Here is a 24,137-nt window from a genome sequence, read left to right on the forward strand (position 1 = left end):
GACCGGGACCGTACGGCACGGGCCCGGCGTCCGAGGACACCGGGCCCGTATCAGTGGTGGTTCAGCGGTGCTGCGAGGTCAGAGCGAGGACGCCGCCGAGGCGATGGCGGAGGCGAAGGTGGAGACCTCCGTGTAGACACCGGGGGCGTTGGGGCGGGCGCAGCCTATGCCCCAGCTGACGATGCCGACCTGGATCCAGGCGTTGCTCGCGTCGCGGCGGAACATCGGGCCGCCGGAGTCGCCCTGACAGGTGTCGACGCCACCCGAGGGCAGACCGGCACAGATCTCCTCGTTCGCGATGAGGCCGCTGTAGCCGCTGTAGGAGCGGCACTGGGCGTCGCTGACGAACGGCACGTTGGCCTTGAGCATGTAGCGCTGCTGGGCGCCGCCCTCGGTGGCCGCGCCCCAGCCGGCGACGGTGAAGGTGCCGGTGTTGTACTGCGTCGTCGTGGCGATCTTCAGCGTCGGCAGGTTGATCGGCTGGGCGAGCTTGATCAGCGCCCAGTCCTTGCCGTCGCCGTTGTAGCCGGGGGCCCGGTACACGTACGTGGAGCGGACCTGCACCCGGCCGCTGGTGGACTGGAGGTCCACGACGCCCGCGGTGGCGGTGATGGAGGTGTTGGCGCCGGTCGCGCCCACGCAGTGCGCGGCGGTGAGCACGATCTGCTGGGTGTAGAGCGCGCCGCCACAGCCCATGGAGAGCCGGACCATGAACGGGAACTCGCCCTGCGTGGCACGGGTTCCGCCGACGACACGGGAGTCGGCGGCCTGCGCGGCCGAGACGGGCTGAAGGCTGACGATCGCGAGAGCGGCGGCGCCGAGGGCCGCGCATCTCTTGAGCGCGGTGAGGAGCTTCTTCAACGTGATGCCTTCCGTGGGGGGTTGGACATACGAACGTGGAGAGAGCACGGAAATGTCGAGAGCATGCCAAACGGGGAGTGATGATTTGCTGGCATGCCTCGGTCAATTCCTTTGCTGGATTATGGGAATCCTGTGACTGCCACCACAAGGGGCAAAATCCGGCCACCCCCCGTTCAGGCACGGGGGTGCCCGCCCGGGCCCGGTCGCGCGTACCGCTCCCCGGCGGCATGCCACCAGCCCGGCGGGGAGGGGCCGTTGACGACGGAGGTCGGCTGCTCGGGGTGCAGTCCGAGCAGCCGGAGGGCACCGGCGTCGACATGGACGGTGATCCACGCACGCCAGTGCCCGTCGGTCCCGGGCGCGCACACGCGATCCCAGCGGACCTCGCCCGCGGTGAACGGCATCCAGTCGATGCCGCGCTCACGCAGTCATGCGCGCACGGCGGCCAGGGGGTGGAGGCTCCCCTTCTCGAACTCGTACGAGGCGATGGCGAGCCATGCGGGACCCGGGCGGGACGTGGCGGTCATGCCGACGATGATGCCCGAGTGCGGCATCCGGGCGCGCGCCGATTTCGCCGTGCGGCCAGGCCGGCCGTCAGCAGCGCCACCGCGACCAGCGCGGCGCTGACCCACACCGGTGACCTGTACCCGAGGCCCGCCCCGATCGCCGTACCGCCGAGCCAGGGCCCCAGCGCCGCACCGACGTTGAGGGCCGCCGTCGCGAAGCCGCCGGACAGGGTGGGGGCGTCGGACGCGGCGCGCAGCGCCTGGGAGATCAGCGTGGAGCCGACGCCGAAGGACAGGGCCCCCTGCACGAGGACGAGCCCAAGTGCAACGGCCGGTGTCCCGGCGGCGAGTGCGAAGGCGGCCCATCCGAGGCAGAGGGCGCCGCCGCCGGTCAGGACAGCCCCGGGGCGGCGGTCGGCGAGGCGCCCGCCGACGGTGACCCCCACGAACGACCCCGCACCGAACAGCGCGAGCACGACGGGCACCCACCCGCTTCCCAGCCCCGTCACCTGCGTGACCAGGGGCGCGAGATAGGTGAAGGTGCAGAAGGTCGCCCCGTTCACGAGGGCGCCCAGGAGCAGGGCGACGCCGAGCCGTGGGTCGCGCAGCGACCGCAGTTCGGCGCGCAGCGAGGGACGCTCCGAGTCGGCCGCGCCCGCGGGAACGGACCGCGCCACGGCCACCACGGCGGGCAGGGACAGCAACGCGACGGCCCAGAACGCGGCGCGCCAGCCCCAGAGTTGACCGAGCAGCGCCCCTGCCGGGACACCCGCGACGCACGCCAGCGTGACCCCGCCGAGCAGGGTGGACGTGGCCCGCCCCCCGGCCTCAGGCCCGACCATCCCTACGGCCGTGACGAGCGCGACGGCCAGGAACCCGGCGTTGGCCAGCGCTCCGACGACGCGGGTGGCGACCAGCACGGTGAAGCTGTCGGTCACCGCCCCCACGACATGGACGGCGAGGAACACCGCCAGGAACCCCAGCAACGCGCCCCGCCGCGACCAGAGCCGCGCGAGCCCGGCCATGAGCGGCGCCCCGGCCACCATTCCCAGGGCGAAGGCCGAGGTGAGCGCCCCGGCCGAGGGCACGGAGACCCCCAGGTCCCGGGCGATGTCCGGCACAAGCCCGGACAGCATGAATTCGGACGTCCCCTGTGCGAACACGGCGACGCCCAGCAGAAAGAGAGCGAACGGCATGAAGAAACTCCGCAACCCGAAGGCGAGGTCGAAAACGGCACGTCGAAGCGGCCGTCCGGTGGCGGAGTGAGCCCGGAAGCGGGCGGGCCCGAGGGCGAGCGCGAACGCTCGTCAGGCCGACGTCACGAGCAGCCACCGGAGAGCCGGTGGCCGGAGTCTTGAGGCTTCGGGGCTGGACACGCAGGCAGGCTATGCGGATCCGGGAGCGGCGAGCGACCGGTTTTCAGTGAGCGGCGACCGGTTTTCCGCGGGTCGTCACCGCTCTCCAGCCGGGCCCCGCGGCCGTCGCGCTGTACGACGGCGACGGCCGCGAGGCCGACGGCCAGGCCGAGGCCGGTCTGCACACCGAACGCCTCACCGAACATCACCGCACCCCACACCGCCGTGACCGGAGCCATGAGGAACATGAGCGCGTTGACCTTGGTCACCCCGGAGCGGCGCAGGATGAGCCAGTACAGCCCGTACCCGCCGAAGGTGGACAGCACCACGAGCCAGCCGACCGCCGCCCAGAACCCGGCCTCGGCGGGCGGCGCCGCCGCTCCCGCCCCCACGGCGAACACCGTGAACAGCACGGCACTGGTCGCGCAGTGCACGGTCAGCGCCACCCCGGGCGCGACCCGGGTAGGCGAGCGGCTCTCCAGGAACGTGGCCGCCACCAGCGAGAACATGCCGAGGAACGGGACGAGATAGGCCCACGCGGCGACACCGTTCGCGGCCATGGCGTCGGCCGTGGTGACGAGCGCGACGCCGGCCACCCCCAGACACAGACCGAGCCACTGCCGACGTGAGACGTACTGCCCCAGCAGCGGCCCGGCCAGCGCCCCGGCGACGAGCGGCTGGACACCGTCGATGAGGGCCGTGGTGCCGCTGGAGACGCCGAGCTGGATGGCGTAGTAGACGGTCAGCAGATAGCCGCTCTGCGACAGCACACCGATCGCGGCCTGCCGTACGACGTCCCGCGCGGCGAGCCCTCGCCAGGACGCGCGGCCCAGGGTGGCGGCGACGACGAGCAGGATCACGGCGAGCGGCAGGAACCGCCACATCAGGACCGTGACCGCGGCGGCGCTGCCCGCGCCGAGTTTCGCCCCGATGAACCCGGAGCTCCAGCACAGGACGAACGCGATCGAGAGCAGGGCGTTCACGAGACCACATCCAGTAGACAGATCGGTATATCCGGCTCTGCCTTCGACTATACAGATCGGTATACTTTCCGGCATGGGTATCGCAGAGCAGCCGCAGCGGGTGACGATGACGCGCGCCGCGCGGCGCGTCCTGGAGGCCGCCGAGCGGCTGTTCTACGAGCGCGGCATCCACGCCGTCGGCGTGGACCTCATCGCCGCGGAGGCGGGGGTGACCAAGAAGACCCTCTACGACCGCTTCGGCTCCAAGGAGCGGATCGTCGTGGAGTACCTGGCCGGCCGGGACGAGCGTTGGCGGGCCTTCCTCGCGCAGTACCTCGACGACCGGCTCGACGCGGCGCACGCGACACCGCGAGCACGCGTCCTGGCGGTGTTCGACGCCTCCCGCGCCTGGTCGGCGCGGTTCGGCGCCAAGGGGTGCAGCATGGTCAACGCGCACGCCGAGATCAGCGACCCGACCCACCCCGCGTTCCCGGTCATCGCCGGGCAGAAGGAGTGGATGCTCGCGCTGTTCACCGGCCTGGCGCGGGACATCGCCCCGGCCGACGCCGAGCGTCTGGGCCGGACGCTGATGCTGCTGCACGAGGGAGCCCTCGTGGCCCACGGCCTGAACGTGTTCCCGGATCCCGTGGCACACGCCCGCGACGAGGCGGCGGCCCTGCTCGACGCCGTGACGGCCGGAGCCTGAGGTCGTACGGCCTGCCGAATGCCGTACACGCCCGATTCCCATGCCGTGCGAGGCCCGAACCAGGACAGGATCCGACCTCTTTCCCGCCTAACGTGCCCTCATGACCTCCTCCGACGGCACCCAGCCCCTCGCCTTCGAGTCCGCAGAGGCCCTCGACAGCTGGCTGGCCGGCCACCCCGCCCCGCACCCCGGCCTATGGATCAAGGTCGCCAGGAAGGACTCCGGGATCCCCTCCGTCACCGCCGCCGAGGTGAACGACGTGGCCCTGTGCCACGGCTGGATCACGGGGCAGCGCAAGGGGCTCGACGGCTCTGCCTACCTCCAGCGGATCACTCCGCGCCGGCCCGGCAGCGTCTGGTCGATGGTCAATGTGCGGCGGGTGGCGGAACTCGTGGCCGAGGGCCGGATGCGTCCGGCGGGCCTCGCCGAGGTGGCGGCGGCGAAGGCGGACGGCCGGTGGGCGGGTGCGTACGAGTCGCAGGCCGTCGCGGAGGTCCCGCCCGAGCTCGCGGCGGCGCTGGCGGAGAACCCCCGCGCCGGGGCGGCCTTCGGGAAGCTGGGCAGGTCCGAGCGCTACCAGGTCATGCTCGGCCTCCTACAGGCCCGGACCGAGCGCGGCCGGGCGGCCCGGGTCGCCGCGATCGTGCGGGAAATGGCGAAGCGCCGGTGAGCTTGCTGCTCACCGGCGCTTCGAGGGGTGCGTGGCGTCACGCGTTCCGGATCGCCGAGATGTCGAAGTTCAGCTTGATCTTGTCGGAGACCAGCACGCCGCCCGTCTCCAGCGCGGCGTTCCAGGTCAGGCCCCACTCGGAGCGCAGGATCTCCGCCTTGCCCTCGAAGCCGACGCGCTCGTTGCCGAACGGGTCCTTCGCGGCGCCGTTGAACTCCAGGTCGATGGTGATCGACTTGGTGGTGCCGAGGATCTCCAGGTCGCCGGTGATGCGGTAGTCGTCGCCGCCGAGGGCCTCCGCCTTGGTGGAGCGGAAGGTCATCGTCGGGAACTCCTCGATCTTGAAGAAGTCCGCGCTCTTGAGGTGGCCGTCACGGTCCGCGGAGCCGGTGTCGATGCTCTCCATCTTGATGTCGAGGGACGCGGTCGACGCCGAGGGGTCGCTGCCGTCCAGGTGCAGCGAGCCGCTGAAGTCGAGGAATTTGCCCTTGACGTTGGTGACCATGGCGTGCCGCGCGACGAAGCCGATCGTGGAGTGCGCCGGGTCGATCGTGTACTCACCGGTCAGCGCGGCCAGGTCGGGGCTGACGGCGGCGGCAGCGGTCGCGGTGGCGGTCTCGGCCGTGTCCTTGCGGTTGAAGATGCCCATGGTGTGCTCCTCGGGAGGTGATGTTGAATCTTGAACTACTCAACGCGAACCACCGTAGACCTATTCCGTTCAGCTTTCAACATCTTCTGGGGTGTGTCTGTGGAGTTACTCGCCGTCACGTGATAGGTCATGGACATGACTCCGTCGCGCCGTGCCTTCCTGTACGCCGCCGCCCTCACCGCGACCCTCGCCCAGGCCGCCGGAACCGCTGCCCGCGCCGACGCCGACCCCTACGACGCGCTCCGCCGGCGCTGGCTCGACATCGCCCTCGGCACCGGCTACGACCCGGCGATCGAGCCGTACGCCTCCCGGCTCGCGGAGACCGGCACCCTCGCGCGCGGCTTCCGCGCCACGATGGCCCCCGCCCCGGACTCCCTGTGGCCCGGTCACCCCTTCGACCCACCCGCCGGCATCACCCAGAGCTACGGCCGCCTGTGGACGATGACCCAGGCATACGGCCGGCAGGGCACCGGCTCCACCGCCGACCCCGGCCTCCTCGCCGACATCCTGCGCGGCCTCGACCACCTCTCCTCCACCGTCTACAACCCCTCCACCACCCGCTACGGCAACTGGTGGGAGTGGCAGATCGGCAGCCCCCGCCTGCTGACCGACATCACGGCGGCGCTGTACGACCACCTCGGCGACGCCCGCGTCGCGGCTGCCTGTGCGGCCGTCGACCACTTCATCCCCGACGCGATGCTCACCGACTACTCCGGCACCTCCACCGGCGCCAACCGCGTCGACCTGTGCCGCAGCGTCGCCCTGCGCGGCATCCTCGGCCGCGCCCCGGCGAAGATCGCACTCGCCCGGGACGCGCTCTCCCCGGTCTTCCCGTACGTCACCAAGGGCGACGGCCTCTACGCCGACGGCTCCTTCGTCCAGCACACCTGGGTCGCCTACTCCGGCACCTACGGCCAGGTCCTCCTCGACGGCCTCGGCCGGCTCTTCGCGCTGCTCGCCGGATCCGAGTGGGAGGTGACCGACCCGAACCGGCAGATCGTCCTGGACGGCGTCGAGCGGGCCTACGCGCCCCTCATCCACGACGGCCTGGTGATGGACGGCGTCAACGGCCGTGCGATCAGCCGGGGTTACCTCAAGAGCGACGACCGGCAGGTGATGCGCAGCGACCACTACCACGGGCAGGGCATCATCGCCGCGATCGCACTGCTCGCGGACGGCGCGAGCGCGGCGGAGCGCGAGCGCTGGTACGGCCGGATCAAGGGGTGGATCCAACGGGACGCCGTCACACCGATCTTGACGGCTCGTCAGTTCGACGTCGCCGACCTCGCCCGCCTGCACGCCGTCGCCGAGTCACCGGTCCCCGCGGCCGCCGAACCCGTCGGCCACCACCTCTTCGCCGCGATGGACCGGGCGGTGCACCGCCGCCCGCGCTTCGTCGCGAACATCGCCATGGCCAGTGACCGCATCGCCCACTACGAGTGCGGCAACGGCGAGAACCCGCGCGGCTGGCACACCGGCGCCGGAATGCTCTCCTGGTGGGCCGACGGGCCCGGCGATCAGTACACCGACTGGTACTGGCCGACCGTCGACTGGTACCGCCTCCCCGGCACGACCGTCTCCACCCGCCGCCTCCCCGACCGGGCCGGCGGCGAGTGGGGTGCGCCCAAGCCCGCGGTGCGCTGGGTCGGCGGCACCACCGACGACGAGTACGCGGCGATCGGACAGCACCTGAAGGGACTCGGCTCGACCCTGGAGGCCCGCAAGTCGTGGTTCTGCGCCGCGGACGCCGTGATCTGCCTGGGCGCCGGGATCACCTGCACGGACGGCGTGCCCGTCGAGACCGTCGTCGACAACCGCAACCTGGGGGAGAGCGGCACCCAGGCCCTGCTGCGCGGCCCCGGCTGGGCGCACCTCGCGGGCCACGGCGGCTGGGTGGTGCCGTACGGCGAACTGCGCACCCTGCGCGAGGACCGCACCGGAGCCTGGGCCGACATCAACACCACCAGCACCACCGAGCGCCGCACCCGCCGCTGGCAGACGCTGTGGCTGGATCACGGCACCGACCCGACGGACGCGTCCTACGTCTATCTGCTCATGCCCGGCGCCCGCCGCGCGGAGGTGGCCGCCCGTGCCGCCGACCGGACATGGCTGTCGGTCCTCGCCAACGACGCCGGCTGCCAGGCGGTCCGCGTCCCCTCCCTGGGGCTGACGGCCGCGAACTTCTGGCAGCCGGGCACGGCCGGTGACCTCACCGCCTCCGCGGGTGCGAGTGTGCTGCTCCGGCGCCGGGGCCGTACCGCTACGCTCTGCGTGAGCGAGCCGCCGCGCACCGGCGAGCCGCTGGAGATCGTCTGGGACCATCCCGTACGACGGATCCTGCGGGCGGACGAGTCGGTCGAGATCCTCGCGACAGGACGCCGACTGCGCGTCCGCGTCACTCCGGGGATGGTATGTGCGACCCATCGATGTGAGGTGGCTCTCGCGTGACGGCTTTGTGCGACCTCCACAACGCGGACGCCCTCTGAGCAGTCGGAAAGGCTGCATGCGGTCAGGGTTCTGTTCAGTGGCACCAGGAAATGGGTCCGGAGACTGTACGGAGTCAACGGCTCGCTTTCGCGCGCGTCCTTCGTAAGGTCACTACATGACCGTTTTGGATGAGGCACCGGGTGAGCCGATCGACGCCCGCGGGCGGACGGCCGAGCTGCACGAGATCCGTGCGCAGGCGCTGGCCGGCCCGAGCGAGAAGGCGACCGCGGCGCAGCACGCCAAGGGCAAGCTGACCGCCCGGGAGCGCATCGAGCTGCTCCTGGACCCGGGTTCCTTCCGGGAGGTCGAGCAGCTGCGCCGGCACCGGGCCCAGGGGTTCGGCCTGGAGGCCAAGAAGCCGTTCACCGACGGTGTCATCACCGGCTGGGGCACGGTCGAGGGCCGCACGGTCTTCGTGTACGCGCACGACTTCCGGATCTTCGGCGGCGCGCTGGGCGAGGCCCACGCCACGAAGATCCACAAGATCATGGACATGGCCATCGCGGCCGGTGCGCCGCTGGTCTCCCTCAACGACGGCGCAGGCGCCCGTATCCAGGAGGGCGTCTCGGCGCTCGCCGGCTACGGCGGCATCTTCCAGCGCAACACCAAGGCGTCCGGCGTCATCCCGCAGATCTCGGTCATGCTCGGCCCCTGCGCGGGCGGCGCGGCGTACTCGCCGGCCCTCACGGACTTCGTGTTCATGGTCCGCGAGACCTCGCAGATGTTCATCACCGGCCCGGACGTGGTCAAGGCGGTGACGGGCGAGGAGATCACCCAGAACGGCCTGGGCGGCGCCGACGTGCACGCCGAGACCTCCGGCGTCTGCCACTTCGCGTACGACGACGAGGAGACGTGCATCGCGGAGGTCCGCTACCTCCTCTCGCTCCTCCCGCAGAACAACCGTGAGAACCCGCCCCGCGCGGAGTCCACGGACGCGCCCGACCGCCGCAGCGAGGTGCTCCTCGACCTGGTCCCGGCGGACGGCAACCGTCCCTACGACATGGCCAAGGTCATCGAGGAGATCGTCGACGACGGCGAGTACCTCGAGGTCCACGAGCGCTGGGCGCGCAACATCATCTGCGCCCTCGCCCGGCTCGACGGCCAGGTCGTCGGCATCGTGGCCAACCAGCCGCAGTCCCTCGCGGGTGTCCTGGACATCGAGGCGTCGGAAAAAGCTGCGCGCTTTGTCCAGATGTGTGACGCTTTTAACATTCCGATCGTCACCTTCCTGGACGTCCCCGGGTTCCTTCCCGGTGTCGACCAGGAGCACGGCGGCATCATCCGGCACGGCGCGAAGCTCCTCTACGCCTACTGCAACGCGACGGTGCCGCGGATCTCGCTCATCCTGCGCAAGGCGTACGGAGGTGCCTACATCGTCATGGACAGCCAGTCCATCGGTGCGGACCTCACCTATGCGTGGCCGACCAACGAGATCGCCGTGATGGGCGCGGAAGGCGCCGCCAACGTCATCTTCCGTCGGCAGATCGCCGAGGCCGAGGACCCCGAGGTCATGCGGGCGCGCATGGTCAAGGAGTACAAGTCCGAGCTCATGCACCCGTACTACGCGGCCGAGCGCGGCCTGGTGGACGACGTGATCGACCCCGCCGAGACCCGCGAAGTCCTGGTCCGCTCCCTGGCGATGCTGCACACCAAGCACGCCGACCTGCCGTCCCGCAAGCACGGCAACCCCCCGCAGTAACCCACCGGTACCGCTGCGGAAACCTCTCTCACGGAGACTGACACCCATGAACCTCCCTGATATCCGCGTCGAGAAGGGCCACGCCGAGCCCGAGGAAGTCGCCGCCATCACGGCGATCCTCCTGGCCCGCGCCGCCGCCCGGCCCACCGCCGCGCCGACCCACCGAGGCCGCCCGAAGGCGGGCTGGCGCCGCCTGGAACGCGAGCCGGGCTTCCGCGCCCCGCACAGCTGGCGCTGACTTCTGCTTGTGACCACGGCCCCGCTCTCCCCGAGGGAGAGCGGGGCCGTGGTGCGTCCCGCCCGCAGAGGGGCCTCCACGCGTATCCCGCAGCACTCGCGGCCCATTTCCTCACGGCCCGTCAGGTCGGCCCGCAGAGAGGGCTTCGAGCGCGCCGGACGGTCCCGCCCACGAACGGCGAACGGCCCCCGTCCCTCCCGCAGGAGGAACGAGGGCCGCAACCGAAACGGGCCGGAGAGGGAGGCCGCTAGCGCAGGCGGGCCATCAAGGCGTGTTCGACCAGGGTGATCAGGGCCGACTTCGCGTCCGCGCGGTGGCGGGCGTCGGTCGTGATGATCGGGGTGTCGGGGCCGATCTGGAGGGCCTCACGTACCTCGTCCGGGTTGTACGGCTGGTTGCCGTCGAAGCCGTTCAGTGCGATCACGAAGGGGAGACCCGAATTCTCGAAGTAGTCGACCGCGGGGAAGCAGTCGGCGAGACGTCGGGTGTCCACCAGGACGATCGCGCCGATGGCGCCGCGTACCAGGTCGTCCCACATGAACCAGAAGCGGTCCTGACCGGGCGTACCGAAGAGGTACAGGATCAGGTCCTGGTCCAGGGTGATGCGTCCGAAGTCCATGGCGACCGTGGTGGTCGTCTTGTCCCCGGTGTGAGTGAGGTCGTCGATGCCCGCCGAAGCTGACGTCATCACGGCCTCTGTGCGCAGCGGGTTGATCTCCGAGACGGCGCCGACGAACGTGGTCTTGCCCACGCCGAAGCCGCCCGCCACCACAATCTTCGCGGAGGTGGTGGAGCGGGAAGGACCGCCGCTAGAGCTTGCGAAGTCCACTGAGCACCCTTTCGAGCAGTGTCACGTCTGGCTGGCCGCCGGCGTTCTCGTCGCCGCCGGGCTGATGGATCGCGACCAGTCCCGCCTCCGCCAAGTCGGCGACGAGGATCCTGGCCACGCCGAGAGGGATCGTCAGCAGGGCCGAGACCTCGGCGACCGACTTGATCTCACGGCAGAGGTTGCAGATCCGCTGATGCTCGGGCAACTGGCCCTGCATCTGATGCGGCTGCGCGGTGGTGTGCACCAGCGCCTCGATGGCGAGCTGGTAGCGCGGGCGCGTCCGGCCGCCGGTCATGGCGTACGGGCGCACCAGGGGGTTGTTCGACGCCCCGGCGGGCGCCGGCTCAGGGGCGCGTCGCTGCGGCTGCACCGGCTGGATGCGCGGTGCCGGGGGCTGGTCGTACGGCGAGGGCCCGGGGCCCTGCGGCGCGTACGGCTGCCTCTGGCTCGGCTGGGAGGGGAAGTTGTACCGGTTCTGGGAACCGTCGTTCTGGCCCTGGGCAGGGCCGTACGACCAGTTGCCCGATGACGAACCGTCTGGGGGTGTTGCCACTTTCTCTCCTCCTCCGACTGTGCCTGGCACCCATCATGTGGAGCCGCGTCCCGAAACCTTACGGCCACGGGACGCCAAAACGCACCGCTGTCTGTTAGTTGAGCAGGCTCCCTTGGAGCTCCGCACGCAGATCCGGCGTCAGGACCGTACCGGCACGGTCGACCAGAAGCGCCATCTCGTACCCAATGAGGCCGATGTCCGCCTCGGGATGTGCGAGCACGGCGAGGGAGGAACCGTCGGAGATGGACATCAGGAAGAGGAATCCCCGCTCCATCTCCACAACCGTCTGGTTCACGCTGCCGCCCTCGAAGATGCGGGAGGCGCCTGCCGTCAGAGACGTCAGACCGGAGGCGACGGCCGCGAGCTGGTCGGCGCGGTCGCGCGGAAAGCCTTCGGACATCGCCAGAAGGAGTCCGTCGGCGGAGACCACCACCGTGTGCGACACCCCGGGGGTGTTGTCCACGAAGTTGGTGATCAACCAGTTCAGGTTCTGTGCCGCCTGGCTCATCGGGCTCACACTAACGCTCCTGGTTGTAGGTGCTGTCAGGACCGAAGCCCTGGCCGTTCGTTTCACTTCCCGCACTGCGGCCCCGCTGGACGCCCCGGCGCAGGTTGCTCAGCCTGCCCCGGACGTCCTCGGGAGCGCGGGAGACCTGTGGGCCGCCCTGAGGGGTGGCTTCGGCGGCTCCCTGGACCAGATTGGCCTTGGGTACCCGCCGCGGCAGGCCGGAGGAGGTGACCCCGCCCGCCTTGGGCTTGCGAAGAGCCGAGGCCTGCTGCCAGCGCTCGTCGTTCTGTGAGCGCCAGGAGTCGTCGCCGTTGTTCTCCGGTACGGGCGCCGGCGTCGGCGCTTCCTGCCGCGCGGGCCGTGCGCCGTTGCTGCCGTTCGCGGGAGCACCGCGGCGCGGAAGCCCGGCGTCGGTCATCGTGTGGCCGGCGGCGGGGGCCGCTCCCGGACGGTCGAAGCCTACGCGGTCGCGCTCACCTGCGTCATCGGCCTGCGCGGATTCCGCCTGCGGAGCGTACTGGTCCGGGTAGCCGTTGCGGTAGCCGTCCTGCTGCGGCCAGTCGTCCTGGTGACGCCGCTGCTCGAAGGCCGGGAAGGAATCCGGGGCGGACGGACGGGCCGCCGGCTCCTCACGAGCGGGCTCCGCGTAGGAGGGCTCGGGGTAGCCGCCGCCGGACGAGAAGGTGTCGTTGCGCGGGAGGCCGCCGTTCGGCGCGTAGTACGTGTCGTCGTACGTCTGCTGCCGCTCGTCGTACGACGGCATCTGCTGTTCGTCGTACGACCCCTGCTGCTGGTCGTCGTACGCCTGCTGCCGGTCGTAGCCCTCGCGCTGGTCGCCGAAGTCGTTCGAGCCGTTGCCGTAGGCGGGCTGGGCCGGGAAGTCGTCCGCGTAGGCGGTCAGCTCCGGGGTCTCGCCCGGGCCGTGGATCTCGGCCTCCAGAGCCGCACGGCGCTCCTCACGCATCAGGGAGCGGCCGACCGGGTCCAGGTCGCGCAGGTCGTCGGGGACCTCGGTGTAGCGGCTGTCGTCGAAGCCGAGCTCGGCGGCCGTACGCATCGGCTGCTGGTTGAAGTTCTCACCCTGGAAGTGCTGCTCCGGGATGATCTGCGAGACGGTGAACTCGTCGACCGGCGCCTGCTGCTCGCCGCCGCCACCGTGGGTGATGGCGTCCGGCAGCATGACCAGCGAGGTGGTGCCGGCCTGCTCGCCGGAGGGGCGCAGCTGGACACGGATGCCGTGCCGGTCGGACAGCCGGCCGACCACGAACAGGCCCATGCGCTGGGATATCGCGGCGTCGACGGTCGGCGGGTTGGCCAGCTTGTGGTTGATGTCCGCGAAGTCCTCGGCGGTGAGGCCGATGCCCTTGTCGTGGATCTCGATCATGACCCGACCGTCGGGGAGACGGGTGGCGGTCACACGAACCTTGGTCTGCGGGGAGGAGAACGTCGTCGCGTTCTCCAGCAGCTCGGCGAGCAGGTGCACGAGGTCGGTCACGGCGCGGCCGTGGATCTCGGCCTCCGGGACGCCGGAGAGCTCGATGCGCTCGTACTGCTCCACCTCGGAGGAGGCGGCGCGCAGGACGTCGACCAGCGGGACCGGCTGGTCCCAGCGGCGGCCGGGCTCCTCGCCGGCGAGGACGAGGAGGTTCTCGCCGTTGCGGCGCATACGGGTCGCGAGGTGGTCCAGCTTGAAGAGGTTCTCCAGCTGGTCCGGGTCGGCCTCGTTGTTCTCCAGGTCGGTGATCAGGGTCAGCTGGCCCTCGATCAGCGACTGGTTGCGGCGCGACAGGTTGGTGAAGATCGCGTTGATGTTGCCCCGCAGCAGAGCCTGCTCGGCGGCGAGCCGGACGGCCTCGCGGTGGACCTGGTCGAAGGCGCGGGCGACTTCGCCGATCTCGTCCCGGGTGTTGATCGGGATGGGCGCGACCCGGGTGTCGACACGGCCGGGGTCGGTGCGCGAGAGCTGGTCGACCAGCATCGGCAGACGCTGCTCGGCGATGCCGAAGGCGGCGTTGCGCAGCTGGCGCATCGAGCGGGACATCTGCCGGGCCACCATGCCGGCCAGGATGAACGCGGCGAGCAGGGCGACCACGACGGCGGCACCGGTGATCAGGGCGTCGCGCTTGGCGTCGTCGGAGATGACGGAGGCCTCGTTCACCGCGGTGTTGGCGAGGTCGTTCTCGATGTCGCGGTAGGCGTTGTACTTGAGGGTGTTGACCGCCCACCAGTTCTCGGCGGTGATGCCCTGCGAGGCGAGCGCGGCGCGCTCACTGGTGTCCGTGGAGCTCAGCTGGGCCAGCGCTCCGACCATCTTGACCGGGTCGGCCGGCGGCGCCACGTAGTCGGGGTTCTTCTGCGCGGCCGCCTTGGCCATCGCAGCACCCTCGGCCTTGATCTCCTTGGTGGCGTCGACCAGCTTCTGGTTGTCCTCCTCGGTACCACCGCTGGTGTACTCCTGGATGGCGATGCCCTCCAGGTAGGCGTACGAGGACAGGGCGATCCGCTGGCGGGACAGGTCCGTGGCCTTGGGGCCCGGCTTGACCAGCATGTGCATGCCGATGGAGCGCTCCAGCGAGAGAGCGCCCTTGGTCAGCGAGATGGCGTAGACGGTACGGCCGTAGCTGGTGATGTTTCCGGTGCCGAGGCCGAGCTCGTTGGAGAACTCGAGCAGACGGTGCTCGACCTCGACGTAGCCCTCTTCGGTCTCCACGCCCTGGAGCTTGTTGGTGTAGGCGGCGGCGCGCAGGTCCGTCAGCTCGGGCTCGACCTCGCGGAAGCGCTCCAGACGGCGCTCCAGGTTTGCCCGGTCCGGCATGTTCTGGGCGGCTTCGTCGAAGGCGTCGGCGGCCTTGTCGGTCGCGGCGCGGACCTTGACGACCGTCGGGTCGTCCTCGCCCTTGCCCTGGAGCAGGGGAGCGGCGGACACGTCGCGCTCGACCAGGAGGGCGTCGCCGTAGGTGAGGGCGGCGGCGACCAGGCGTGCGGTGTTCTCCGCGTCCTCGGCCTCCTGCCAGGTGTCGATCGAGCTCTTCACCTGGAAGCCGCCCATGACGAGGCCGACCATCACGGGTATGAGCAGGATCGCGTTCAGCCGGGTCGGCACGCGCCAGTTGCGCGGCGAGAGGCGGCCGCCGCTCGGGGCGGGCGCCGCCGTCGGTTCCGATCCGGGCACAGGGGCGGGCGCCGCTCCGCGCGGCGGCGGGGTGAAGTTGCCCCGGGCCGACGGCTCGGGACTGTTCTTGCTTCGCCTCACTCGACCAACAACCTTCCGGCGGGGTCGGCACCAATCGTTGTGCCGCTGTGTCTCAGAGCCCAGTCGCCATCGAGTACGTGCTACTGCTGAGTACGTCTTTGACTATTGGGCAGTTCTCGCATTCCAGCACGTCGGCCTGCGCTCTTCCAAACAGTGGAAGGAGCAGATTTCGAGCCGTGAATGCCCTAGATAAAACGGTCATAAAGAACGAGCCCCGCCAAAAGGCGGGGCTTTTGTGCGCGCAGCGAGACCGCTCGAACGCGACGAGTGGCCGTACCACCCGATTCCTCTGCCGAAACGTTATGAACAACGGAGCCGACCGTGTCAAAGGCCACAGCCGGCTCCGGCACATCTACGACAACTGCCGTATGGCGCTACCGACTTGCCCTACCGCAGCCGGGCCATGAGCGCATGTTCGACCAGCGTGATCAGCGCACTCTTGGCATCGGACCGGTGCCGGGCGTCGGTCGTGATGATCGGCGCGTCCGGACCGATCTGCAGTGCCTCGCGCACCTCGTCGGGCGTGTAGGGCTGGTGCCCGTCGAAGCCGTTGAGGGCGATCACGAACGGCAGGCCGCTGTTCTCGAAGTAGTCGACCGCGGGGAAGCAGTCGGCCAGGCGCCGGGTGTCCACGAGCACCACCGCGCCGATGGCTCCGCGCACCAGGTCGTCCCACATGAACCAGAAGCGGTCCTGACCGGGCGTACCGAAGAGGTACAGGATCAGGTCCTGGTCCAGGGTTATACGGCCGAAGTCCATGGCCACCGTGGTGGTGGTCTTGTCACCGGTGTGCGTGAGGTCGTCGATGCCCGCGCTGGCGGACGTCATGACGGCCTCGGTGCGCAGCGGGTTGATCTCCGAGACGGCGCCGACGAACGTGGTCTTGCCCACGCCGAAGCCACCCGCCACCACGATCTTGGCGGAGGTGGTCGCCCGACCCGGTTCAGAGCTTGCGAAGTCCACTGAGCACCCTTTCGAGCAGCGTCACGTCCGGAGCGCCACCGTTGTTCTCGTCGCCACCCGGCTGGTGGATGGCGACCAGGCCGGCTTCGGCGAGGTCCGCGACGAGGATCCTGGCCACGCCCAGCGGCATGGACAGCAGAGCGGAGACCTCGGCGACCGACTTCACTTCACGGCACAGGTGGCAGATCCGCTGGTGCTCCGGGAGGAGCCCCATGAGCGCTGCCGGGTCGGCCGTCGTGCTGATCAGGGCCTCGATGGCCAGCTGGTACCGCGGCCGGGTCCGGCCACCGGTCATCGCGTACGGACGTACCAGCGGCTGGTCGCCCTCATCCTCGTACGGCTCCGCGTACGGATCATGAGAGGCGGTGGGCGGGGTCATGAATCCTCCGGGCTGGGACAGCAAGTCGGTCAGTCAAGCCGTCTGGGTGAGGGCCAGTGGGGGGATTGTGGCGGCCGGACGGTGATTTGGTGAGACGGGTTGGATCCGGGCGATCAGTGGAGCAGACTGCCTTGCAGTTCGGCGCGCAGGTCGGGCGTGAGAACGGCGCCCGCGCGGTCGACCAGCAGCGCCATCTCGTAGCCGACGAGGCCGATGTCGCATTCGGGGTGAGCCAGTACGGCGAGGGACGAGCCGTCCGAGACCGACATCAGGAAAAGGAACCCCCGCTCCATTTCCACGACGGTCTGTGCGACGTTGCCGCCCTCGAAGATCCGGGACGCGCCCGCCGTCAGCGAGGTCAGGCCCGACGCGACGGCCGCCAGCTGGTCGGCTCGGTCGCGCGGGAAGCCCTCCGACATCGCCAGCAGCAGACCGTCGGCGGACACGACGACGGTGTGGGACACACCCGGGGTGTTGTCCACGAAGTTGGTGATCAACCAGTTGAGATTCTGTGCCGCCTGGCTCATCTGGCTCAACTAACGCTCCTGCTGGTGAGTGGGGCTCGGGAAGCTGCCGGTCTGACCGGTACCGGTACCGGCCTGACGACCCTGTGCGATACCCCGACGGAGATTGGTCAGCCGACCGCGTACGTCATCGGGCGCACGCGAGACCTGCGGACCGGTTTGGTGCTGTTGCTGCTGAGCCGTACCCGCGACGAGGTTCGCCCTGGGCACCCGGCGCGGCAGGCCGGAGGTGGTGACACCGCCCGCGGCCGGCTGCCGGACGCGTTCAGCCTGCCGGACGAGATCGTCGTTCGGCGAGCTGCGCCAGGCGGTCGACGCGGGACGCTGGGGAGCAGAGGACTGCTGCGGCCGCTCGGCGGGAGCCTGCGGCTCCTGGTGCGGAGCGGACGTGGGGGCGGAGCCGCCGGCATCGGGCTGACGTCCCTGCGGACCGCCGTGGAACCAGTTGGTCTCCAGCGTGTCGTACAGCGGGGTACGTCCGTCGCCGGGACCCGTCGCGGGCGGCAGGGCCTCGGGCTCCTGGCGCGGCCGCTGCTGCGGACGCGGCGGGACCGGGGGCTGCGCCGGGCCGACGAGGCCGGGGTTGCCGCCGTAGGTGCCGTTGACCTGGGGCCGCTCGAACTGGCCGGTGGAGTCGCCGTTCTGGCGGCCGGGCAGGGCGTGCTGCCCCGTCGAGCTGCCGTCGTACGCCTGCGGTGCGGCGAACTGGCCCGTCTGCGACGGGTTGTTCTGGCCCTGCGAGCCGTAGACGTCCGGGCGGACGAACTGACCCGGGTTCTGCGATCCGTTCGCGCCGTTCTGCGGCCCGTTGGGGCGGGCGAACTGGCCCGTGTTCTGCGGGTTGTAGCCGCCGGGGGCCGGGGCGTCGAAGTCCGGGCGGGCGAACTCCGAGGTGGAGCCGGCGCCCTGCCGGTCGTCGATGCGCGGCATCCGGGAGGTCTGTGCGGGGTCCTCGTCGTGCCCGCGCGGGGCGTCGAGCGAGGCGCGCGGCACCGGCGGCTGCGCGTTCTCGTCGCTCCAGCTGGGGCGGGAGGGCTGGCCGGCACCCGGCAGCTCGGCACGCGGACCACCGCGCGGCGGCAGCTGCGGCGTACGGCCACGACGGCCCTTCTCGCCACCGGAGGGCGGCGACTGCGGAGCCTGGGAGCCGCCCTGGCGGGACTGCTCGCGGCCACGGTTGCCACCGAAGGCGTCCTGGCCTCCGAACGCGTCCATGCCCGGGGACTGCATGCCCTGCCCAGCACCCGGGGCCTGGCCGCCGAAGCCGGCGCCCGCACCGGCCGGAGCCGGCCGGCCCTGCGGCGGGGTACCAGGACCCTGCTGACCGCGCGGTCCACCCTGCGGACCGCCGTCACGGCCGGGCAGCGCGGCCCGCGGTCCCTGACCGGCACCGAGCCGGCCACCGCCGGGCGCACCGGCGCCGAGCGCGCCACCCTGGGCACCGCCGCCGGCCTGGGCCTGACGACGCGCGGCTGCCACTCCGGCGGCGGCCTGCGCGGCGGCCGGACCACCGGAGGCACCGGGGCCGTTCGGGCCGGGCTTGCCGCCGGCCGGCTTCTTGCCGCCCTGGGCGACGTCCACCGGGAGCATGACCAGCGCGGTCGTACCACCGGAGTCGGAGGGGCGCAGCTGGATACGGATGCCGTGCCGCTGCGACAGACGACCGACCACGAAGAGGCCCATGCGGCGGGAGACGGAGACGTCCACGGTGGGCGGCGAGGCTAGCCGCTCGTTGATCGCCGCGAGGTCCTCGGGGGAGAGGCCGATACCGGTGTCGTGGATCTCGATCAGCACACGGCCGTCGGGCAGCGCGTGACCGGTGACCTTGACCTTGGTCTGCGGCGAGGAGAAGGAGGTCGCGTTCTCGAGCAGCTCGGCGAGGAGGTGCACGAGGTCGTTGACCACACGGCCGGCCACTTCGGTGGTCGGTACGGCGGCCAGCTCGATGCGCTCGTACTGCTCCACCTCGGACGCGGCGGCGCGGAGCACGTCGACCAGCGGGACCGGGCGGGTCCAGCGACGGCCGGGCTCCTCACCGGCGAGGACGAGGAGGTTCTCACCGTTACGACGCATGCGGGTCGCGAGGTGGTCGAGCTTGAACAGCGAGGACAGCTGGTCCGGGTCGGCCTCGCGGGACTCCAGTTCGGAGATGAGCGAGAGCTGACGCTGGATGAGGCCCTGGGAGCGACGCGAGAGGTTGGTGAACATCGCGTTGACGTTGCCCCGCAGCAGGGCCTGCTCGGCGGCGAGGCGGACCGCCTCGCGGTGCACGTCGTCGAAGGCCGCGGCCACCTGGCCGATCTCGTCCTTGGAGTGCACACCGACCGACTCGACGGAGGTGTCGACGTCCTGCGGGTCCGACTCGGAGAGCTGCTTGACCAGCTCGGGCAGGCGGTCCTGGGCGACCTTGGTGGCGGTCTCCTCCAGGCGGCGCAGCGAGCGGATCATGGAGCGGGCGACGACGAAGGCGCCGACGAGCGAGACACCGAGCACGATCAGGATCAGCGCACCGGAGATGATCGCCTCGCGCTCGGAGGCGTTGCGCAGCTCGCGGGCCTTCTGCTCCATCTCCTCGAGCAGCGTGGTCTCGATGGCGCGCATGCCCTGGAGCTTGGTGGTGCTGTCGTCGACCCAGTCGCGGTAGGAGCGGCGGTCCAGGTCGGCGAGGCCGTTGGGGTTGCCGAGGGCGCGGCCGGCGTACTTGTCGGTGGCCGCGATCGTCGGGTTGCCCTCTTCGATGGGCTTGAGCAGCTCGGCGGACTCGGCGCCGTAGATGCTCTTGAACTGACGCAGCTCGGACTTCTGGCTCGCCAGCGCGGAGGACGCGTACAGGCGGTCGTTCTCGGTGAGGTCGCCGCGCGAGGTGTTGTTCGCGGGGAGCGCCGCGGCCAGGACCGCTCGCTGGATGGAGGCGTACTCCTTGGCGGTGGAGAAGGCGGACAGAGCACGCGTGCTCTGGATCATCTCCGGGTTGCTGGTCGCCTCGGCCATGTCCTGGGAGAGGCTCAGCAGGTTGGTGATCAGCCGGTGGTAGGCCTCGACCGTCTGGGTGGAGTTGCCGTCGGCCTCATACGCCGTGTTGCGGATCCTCGCGATGTCGTTGAGGTCGCCGACGAGCTGGACGAGGTTGTCGCGGACGCCCTTGAGGTTGCCGTCCTTGCTGTTGTCGTCGATCTCCTCGGAGGCCTCGATGAAGCCCGACATGGCCCGGTCCGTCTTGTCCCGGTAGCCCTTGACCGTGTAGTCGGAGGCCTTGGCGCCGTGCGCGAGGGGACCGGCGGACTGGTCGCGCTCCTCCTGGAGCGCGGCGGCCAGCTCGGTGGCCCGCTTGGTCATGTCCGTCAGCAGCCGCATGTTCTCGAGCTGCTGGATGTCGTCCATGTTGTCGCTGATGCGCAGGGCACCCAGCGAGGTGGCCGCGACCACCGGGAGCGTCAGCAGTGCGACGAGGCGTGTGGAGATACGCCAGTTGCGCAGGGCTATTCGCGATCCCGGGCCGGGACTCTTCGGAGCCTTGGCCGGCGGTGCGGTGGGGTTCGCCGTGCTCGAAGACGCCGACACGGCGGGGCGCCCGGAGCGCTCACCGCCGTCCACGGACGCGGTCGGGCCCGGGTTCTGGGCGTGCTGGGCCGAGGGACCTCGGTCGGTCCCGCCGTGCTCCGGCTCCGCCGAAGCGCTGCCATCCCTCTTGAAACGTCCCTGCACTAGCGTCGCAACCTCTGGACCAGGCGTCCTTCCGCGTGAACGGACGGACACGGTGTCGGCGTATTAGAGAGCGTCCTGAACACGCTCCCTGATGGTCGTGAGTGACCGGCGCTGGTTCCCCCTATCTCGCCGCCACTCGGCGCTCGGTGCGCCCCCTGTGCGCCGGCTAGATCCTGCGGCGGTCCGTGAGATTCCAGCACAGCGCAGGATCTCCAACAAGGCCCGTAGGCCGAGCCGTGACATACGTGACGCCACGTGAGTGCGAGATTACCTGCCGTAGAAACTAATCTCCCTCATAACGGACTTTTGCCCGCGAGCCGCTCGTGCGCGAAAGGTGTCCCAGTCGCCATGATCAGGAGCGGAATGACGGGTTCAGGGGGTTAATGTCCGTTTCGTCGGGCTGAAATACGAGTCTGAATTGACCGGTTTATCCGTCGGGTCGTGAGCAAACTCACATACCGATCAAGCGGTCTTCGCGGCTTCTCGCGGGAATTGCATGTTTAGCCTGACGTTTTACAAGAGGGATGATTCTGCCAACCCCGCGACGACAGGACCCAGTACAGCCGTGAAGACGACGATGATCCGCACGATAGCCAACCCGCGGCGCACGACGCTGGCCCACCTCGCCGACGCCGAGGGATTGCACATCCCGCAGCAGCCGGAGCACTCCGTCGATCTTCCCGCCCAGACCGCGAACCCCCGGCGCACCATCCTCGAAACGGTCCCCGTCACCGCCGCCGCCCAGTAGTACGCGGGACCTCGGCCGATCGTTCAATCACGTACGAACCGTCGGCCGCTGCGACGGCTTCCGCGCGACGGCCCGCGACCGTGATGGCGCCCGCGACAATGGGCGAGGCGCCCGCCCCTCCCCGCGCTAGCCTGGAGCGTCAGACTCCAGCCGGCTCAAGTGAGGGGCGCAAGATCCCGTGCGCATCGCCAGATTCTCCATCGACGGGAACGTCGCCTTCGGCGCGGTCGAGGGCGACAGGCCGGACGAGCTCGTCCTCGACATCATCAAGGGCATCCCGTTCGCGGAATTCGAGCTCTCCGGCACGAAGGTCCCGCTGAGCAAGGTCAGGCTGCTGCCCCCGGTGCTCCCCAACAAGGTCGTGGCCTTCGGCCGCAACTACGCCGAGCACGCGCGCGAACTCGGCAACGAGGTGCCCGACGCCCCGTTCGCCTTCTTCAAGCCCTCCACCGCGGTGATCGGCCCCGGCGACGAGATCCAGTACCCGTCCTTCACCGAGGACCTCCACCACGAGGCCGAACTGGCCGTCGTCATCGGCCGTATGTGCCGCGAGGTCCCGCGCGAGCGCGTCAAGGACGTCGTCTTCGGCTTCACCTGCGCCAACGACATCACCGCCCGGGACGTCCAGAAGCGCGAGAAGCAGTGGGCGCGGGCCAAGGGCTTCGACAGCTCCTGCCCGCTGGGCCCCTGGGTGGAGACCGGCCTGGACCTTCAGGCCGCGTCCGACCTCACCATCCAGCTCACCGTCAACGGCGAGCAGCGCCAGCTCGGCCGCACCAGCGAGATGATCCACCGCATCGAGGATCTGATCGTCAACATCACCGAGGCCATGACGCTGCTCCCCGGCGACGTGATCCTCACGGGCACCCCGGCAGGGGTCGGCCCCCTCAACGTCGGCGACGAGGTCGCCGTCACCATCGAAGGCATCGGCACTCTCACCAACAAGGTTGTCAAGCGTGGCTAGCGCACCCGGCTCCCCCGTACGCGTCCGTTTCTGCCCCTCGCCCACCGGTAACCCGCATGTGGGCCTGGTCCGCACCGCCCTGTTCAACTGGGCGTTCGCCAAGCACCACCAGGGCACGCTGGTCTTCCGTATCGAGGACACCGACGCGGCCCGCGACTCCGAGGAGTCCTACACCCAGCTGCTCGACTCGATGCGCTGGCTGGGCTTCGACTGGGACGAGGGCCCCGAGGTCGGCGGCCCGCACGCGCCCTACCGCCAGTCGCAGCGCATGGACCTCTACAAGGACGTCGCGGCCAAGCTCCTGGACGGCGGCCACGCCTACCACTGCTACTGCTCCCAGGAGGAGCTGGACAGCCGCCGCGAGGCCGCCCGCGCCGCCGGCAAGCCCTCCGGCTACGACGGCCACTGCCGCGACCTGACCGACGCGCAGGTCGAGGAGTACAGGGCCCAGGGCCGCGCCCCGATCGTCCGCTTCCGCATGCCCGACGAGACGATCACCTTCACGGACCTGGTCCGCGGCGAGCTGACCTTCACCCCGGAGAACGTCCCGGACTACGGCATCGTCCGCGCCAACGGCGCCCCGCTGTACACGCTCGTCAACCCCGTCGACGACGCCCTGATGGAGATCACCCACGTCCTGCGCGGCGAGGACCTGCTCTCCTCCACTCCGCGCCAGATCGCCCTGTACAAGGCGCTGACCGAGCTGGGCATCGCCAAGCAGACCCCGGCCTTCGGCCACCTGCCGTACGTCATGGGCGAGGGCAACAAGAAGCTCTCCAAGCGCGACCCGCAGTCCTCGCTGAACCTCTACCGCGAGCGCGGCTTCCTGCCCGAGGGCCTGCTCAACTACCTCTCCCTGCTGGGCTGGTCGCTCTCCGCCGACCAGGACATCTTCACGATGGACGAGATGGTCGCGGCCTTCGACATCGCGGACGTGAACCCCAACCCGGCCCGCTTCGACCTCAAGAAGTGCGAGTCGATCAACGGCGACCACATCCGCCTGCTCGACGTGAAGGACTTCACCGAGCGCTGCCGCCCGTGGCTCCAGGCCCCGTTCGCCCCCTGGGCCCCCGAGGCCTTCGACGAGGTGAAGTGGCAGGCGATCGCCCCGCACGCGCAGACCCGTCTGAAGGTCCTGTCGGAGATCACGGACAACGTCGACTTCCTCTTCCTCGCGGAGCCGGTCTTCGACGAGGCGTCCTGGACGAAGGCGATGAAGGAGGGCTCGGACGCCCTGCTGCGCACCGCCCGCGAGAAGCTGGACGCCGCCGACTGGGCCTCCCCGGAGTCCCTGAAGGAGGCCGTCCTGGCCGCCGGTGAGGTCCACGGCCTCAAGCTCGGCAAGGCCCAGGCCCCGGTCCGCGTCGCCGTCACCGGCCGCACGGTGGGCCTGCCCCTGTTCGAGTCCCTGGAGGTCCTGGGCAAGGACACGACCCTGGCCCGGATCGACGCGGCACTCGCGAAGCTGGCCGCATAGCACTCTCGCAGCGGGGCGGCGTCCGGTTCGGACGCCGCCCTTCGCATGTCCGCCCAGCCGTCACCCGGAGTTCACCCGCCCGGCCAACTGCCGCTCTCCGA

21 protein-coding genes are annotated in these 24,137 nt (G+C 70.4%); 8 read left to right on the plus strand and 13 right to left on the minus strand.

Features of this window, described 5'->3' with window-relative positions:
- Window positions 1-78: 78 nt before the first annotated feature.
- The 4 genes from PGH47_RS30090 to PGH47_RS30105 form a co-directional block, all read right to left on the minus strand.
- On the minus strand, window positions 79-861 hold the full coding sequence (locus PGH47_RS30090) for a serine protease (RefSeq protein ID WP_125524974.1): 783 nt from the start codon (window positions 859-861) through the stop codon (window positions 79-81).
- A 173-nt stretch (window positions 862-1,034) separates the two neighbouring features.
- Complete coding sequence (locus PGH47_RS30095) at window positions 1,035-1,265, minus strand: hypothetical protein (protein WP_271665988.1); 231 nt, start codon at window positions 1,263-1,265, stop codon at window positions 1,035-1,037.
- A gap of 119 nt (window positions 1,266-1,384) precedes the next feature.
- A complete protein-coding gene (locus tag PGH47_RS30100) occupies window positions 1,385-2,563 on the minus strand; it encodes a Cmx/CmrA family chloramphenicol efflux MFS transporter (protein ID WP_271665989.1) in 1,179 nt (392 codons plus the stop codon).
- A 122-nt stretch (window positions 2,564-2,685) separates the two neighbouring features.
- A complete protein-coding gene (locus tag PGH47_RS30105; protein WP_271665990.1) occupies window positions 2,686-3,705 on the minus strand; it encodes a DMT family transporter in 1,020 nt (339 codons plus the stop codon).
- A 73-nt stretch (window positions 3,706-3,778) separates the two neighbouring features.
- Here PGH47_RS30105 and PGH47_RS30110 point away from each other — a divergent pair, with 73 nt between their 5' ends.
- Window positions 3,779-4,390, plus strand: a complete 612-nt coding sequence (locus tag PGH47_RS30110; protein ID WP_271665991.1) for a TetR/AcrR family transcriptional regulator — start codon at window positions 3,779-3,781, stop codon at window positions 4,388-4,390.
- 100 nt (window positions 4,391-4,490) lie between these two features.
- Window positions 4,491-5,060: a YdeI/OmpD-associated family protein gene (locus PGH47_RS30115; protein ID WP_271665992.1), complete on the plus strand. Its 570-nt coding sequence runs from the start codon at window positions 4,491-4,493 to the stop codon at window positions 5,058-5,060.
- Between the two features lie 37 nt (window positions 5,061-5,097).
- On the opposite strand, the gene PGH47_RS30120 is transcribed toward PGH47_RS30115, so the two are convergent.
- Window positions 5,098-5,709, minus strand: coding sequence for a YceI family protein (locus PGH47_RS30120; protein ID WP_271665993.1), 612 nt, complete (start codon window positions 5,707-5,709; stop codon window positions 5,098-5,100).
- A 135-nt stretch (window positions 5,710-5,844) separates the two neighbouring features.
- On the opposite strand from PGH47_RS30120, the gene PGH47_RS30125 reads away from it, so the two are divergent.
- From PGH47_RS30125 to PGH47_RS30135, 3 genes are all read left to right on the plus strand, one after another.
- Window positions 5,845-8,157 (plus strand): polysaccharide lyase 8 family protein, encoded by a 2,313-nt coding sequence (locus PGH47_RS30125; protein WP_271665994.1) that lies wholly within the window; start codon window positions 5,845-5,847, stop codon window positions 8,155-8,157.
- A 154-nt stretch (window positions 8,158-8,311) separates the two neighbouring features.
- A complete protein-coding gene (locus PGH47_RS30130) occupies window positions 8,312-9,895 on the plus strand; it encodes an acyl-CoA carboxylase subunit beta (protein ID WP_030948724.1) in 1,584 nt (527 codons plus the stop codon).
- A 46-nt stretch (window positions 9,896-9,941) separates the two neighbouring features.
- Entirely contained in the window at window positions 9,942-10,133 is a 192-nt protein-coding gene (locus tag PGH47_RS30135) for an acyl-CoA carboxylase subunit epsilon (protein ID WP_125524965.1), read from the plus strand.
- A 247-nt stretch (window positions 10,134-10,380) separates the two neighbouring features.
- Here PGH47_RS30135 and PGH47_RS30140 read toward each other — a convergent pair whose 3' ends face one another.
- The 8 genes from PGH47_RS30140 to PGH47_RS30175 all read right to left on the minus strand — a co-directional run bounded on the left by PGH47_RS30140 (window position 10,381) and on the right by PGH47_RS30175 (window position 20,847).
- A complete protein-coding gene (locus PGH47_RS30140) occupies window positions 10,381-10,962 on the minus strand; it encodes a GTP-binding protein (protein WP_026248371.1) in 582 nt (193 codons plus the stop codon).
- Window positions 10,943-11,515, minus strand: a complete 573-nt coding sequence (locus PGH47_RS30145) for a DUF742 domain-containing protein (protein WP_030948717.1) — start codon at window positions 11,513-11,515, stop codon at window positions 10,943-10,945. The genes PGH47_RS30140 and PGH47_RS30145 overlap by 20 nt, the downstream gene beginning before the upstream one ends.
- 94 nt (window positions 11,516-11,609) lie before the next feature.
- Window positions 11,610-12,023: a roadblock/LC7 domain-containing protein gene (locus tag PGH47_RS30150; protein WP_030948713.1), complete on the minus strand. Its 414-nt coding sequence runs from the start codon at window positions 12,021-12,023 to the stop codon at window positions 11,610-11,612.
- A 10-nt stretch (window positions 12,024-12,033) separates the two neighbouring features.
- Window positions 12,034-15,276 carry a sensor histidine kinase gene (locus tag PGH47_RS30155; protein WP_271665995.1) on the minus strand — a complete coding sequence of 1,081 codons (3,243 nt, stop codon included), beginning with the start codon at window positions 15,274-15,276 and terminating at the stop codon, window positions 12,034-12,036.
- Between the two features lie 387 nt (window positions 15,277-15,663).
- A complete protein-coding gene (locus PGH47_RS30160) occupies window positions 15,664-16,239 on the minus strand; it encodes a GTP-binding protein (RefSeq protein ID WP_030948707.1) in 576 nt (191 codons plus the stop codon).
- On the minus strand, window positions 16,220-16,618 hold the full coding sequence (locus PGH47_RS30165; protein WP_003997626.1) for a DUF742 domain-containing protein: 399 nt from the start codon (window positions 16,616-16,618) through the stop codon (window positions 16,220-16,222). Before PGH47_RS30165 ends, PGH47_RS30160 begins: the two co-directional genes overlap by 20 nt.
- Window positions 16,619-16,731: 113 nt before the next feature.
- Window positions 16,732-17,145 (minus strand): roadblock/LC7 domain-containing protein, encoded by a 414-nt coding sequence (locus tag PGH47_RS30170; RefSeq protein ID WP_003973453.1) that lies wholly within the window; start codon window positions 17,143-17,145, stop codon window positions 16,732-16,734.
- A 9-nt stretch (window positions 17,146-17,154) separates the two neighbouring features.
- The gene (locus PGH47_RS30175) at window positions 17,155-20,847 is read right to left on the minus strand and encodes a sensor histidine kinase (RefSeq protein WP_271665996.1); all 3,693 of its coding nucleotides are present in this window, start codon (window positions 20,845-20,847) and stop codon (window positions 17,155-17,157) included.
- Between the two features lie 565 nt (window positions 20,848-21,412).
- Between PGH47_RS30175 and PGH47_RS30180 the strand changes: the two genes are divergently transcribed.
- From PGH47_RS30180 to gltX, 3 genes are all read left to right on the plus strand, one after another.
- On the plus strand, window positions 21,413-21,595 hold the full coding sequence (locus PGH47_RS30180) for a hypothetical protein (protein WP_107902464.1): 183 nt from the start codon (window positions 21,413-21,415) through the stop codon (window positions 21,593-21,595).
- A gap of 178 nt (window positions 21,596-21,773) precedes the next feature.
- Complete coding sequence (locus PGH47_RS30185) at window positions 21,774-22,559, plus strand: fumarylacetoacetate hydrolase family protein (RefSeq protein WP_271665997.1); 786 nt, start codon at window positions 21,774-21,776, stop codon at window positions 22,557-22,559.
- Window positions 22,552-24,036, plus strand: coding sequence for a glutamate--tRNA ligase (gltX, locus tag PGH47_RS30190; RefSeq protein ID WP_271665998.1), 1,485 nt, complete (start codon window positions 22,552-22,554; stop codon window positions 24,034-24,036). Before PGH47_RS30185 ends, gltX begins: the two co-directional genes overlap by 8 nt.
- Window positions 24,037-24,137 lie beyond the last annotated feature (101 nt).

This window comes from Streptomyces sp. HUAS 31, assembly GCF_028198125.1.
GTDB classification, from domain to species: domain Bacteria; phylum Actinomycetota; class Actinomycetes; order Streptomycetales; family Streptomycetaceae; genus Streptomyces; species Streptomyces chartreusis.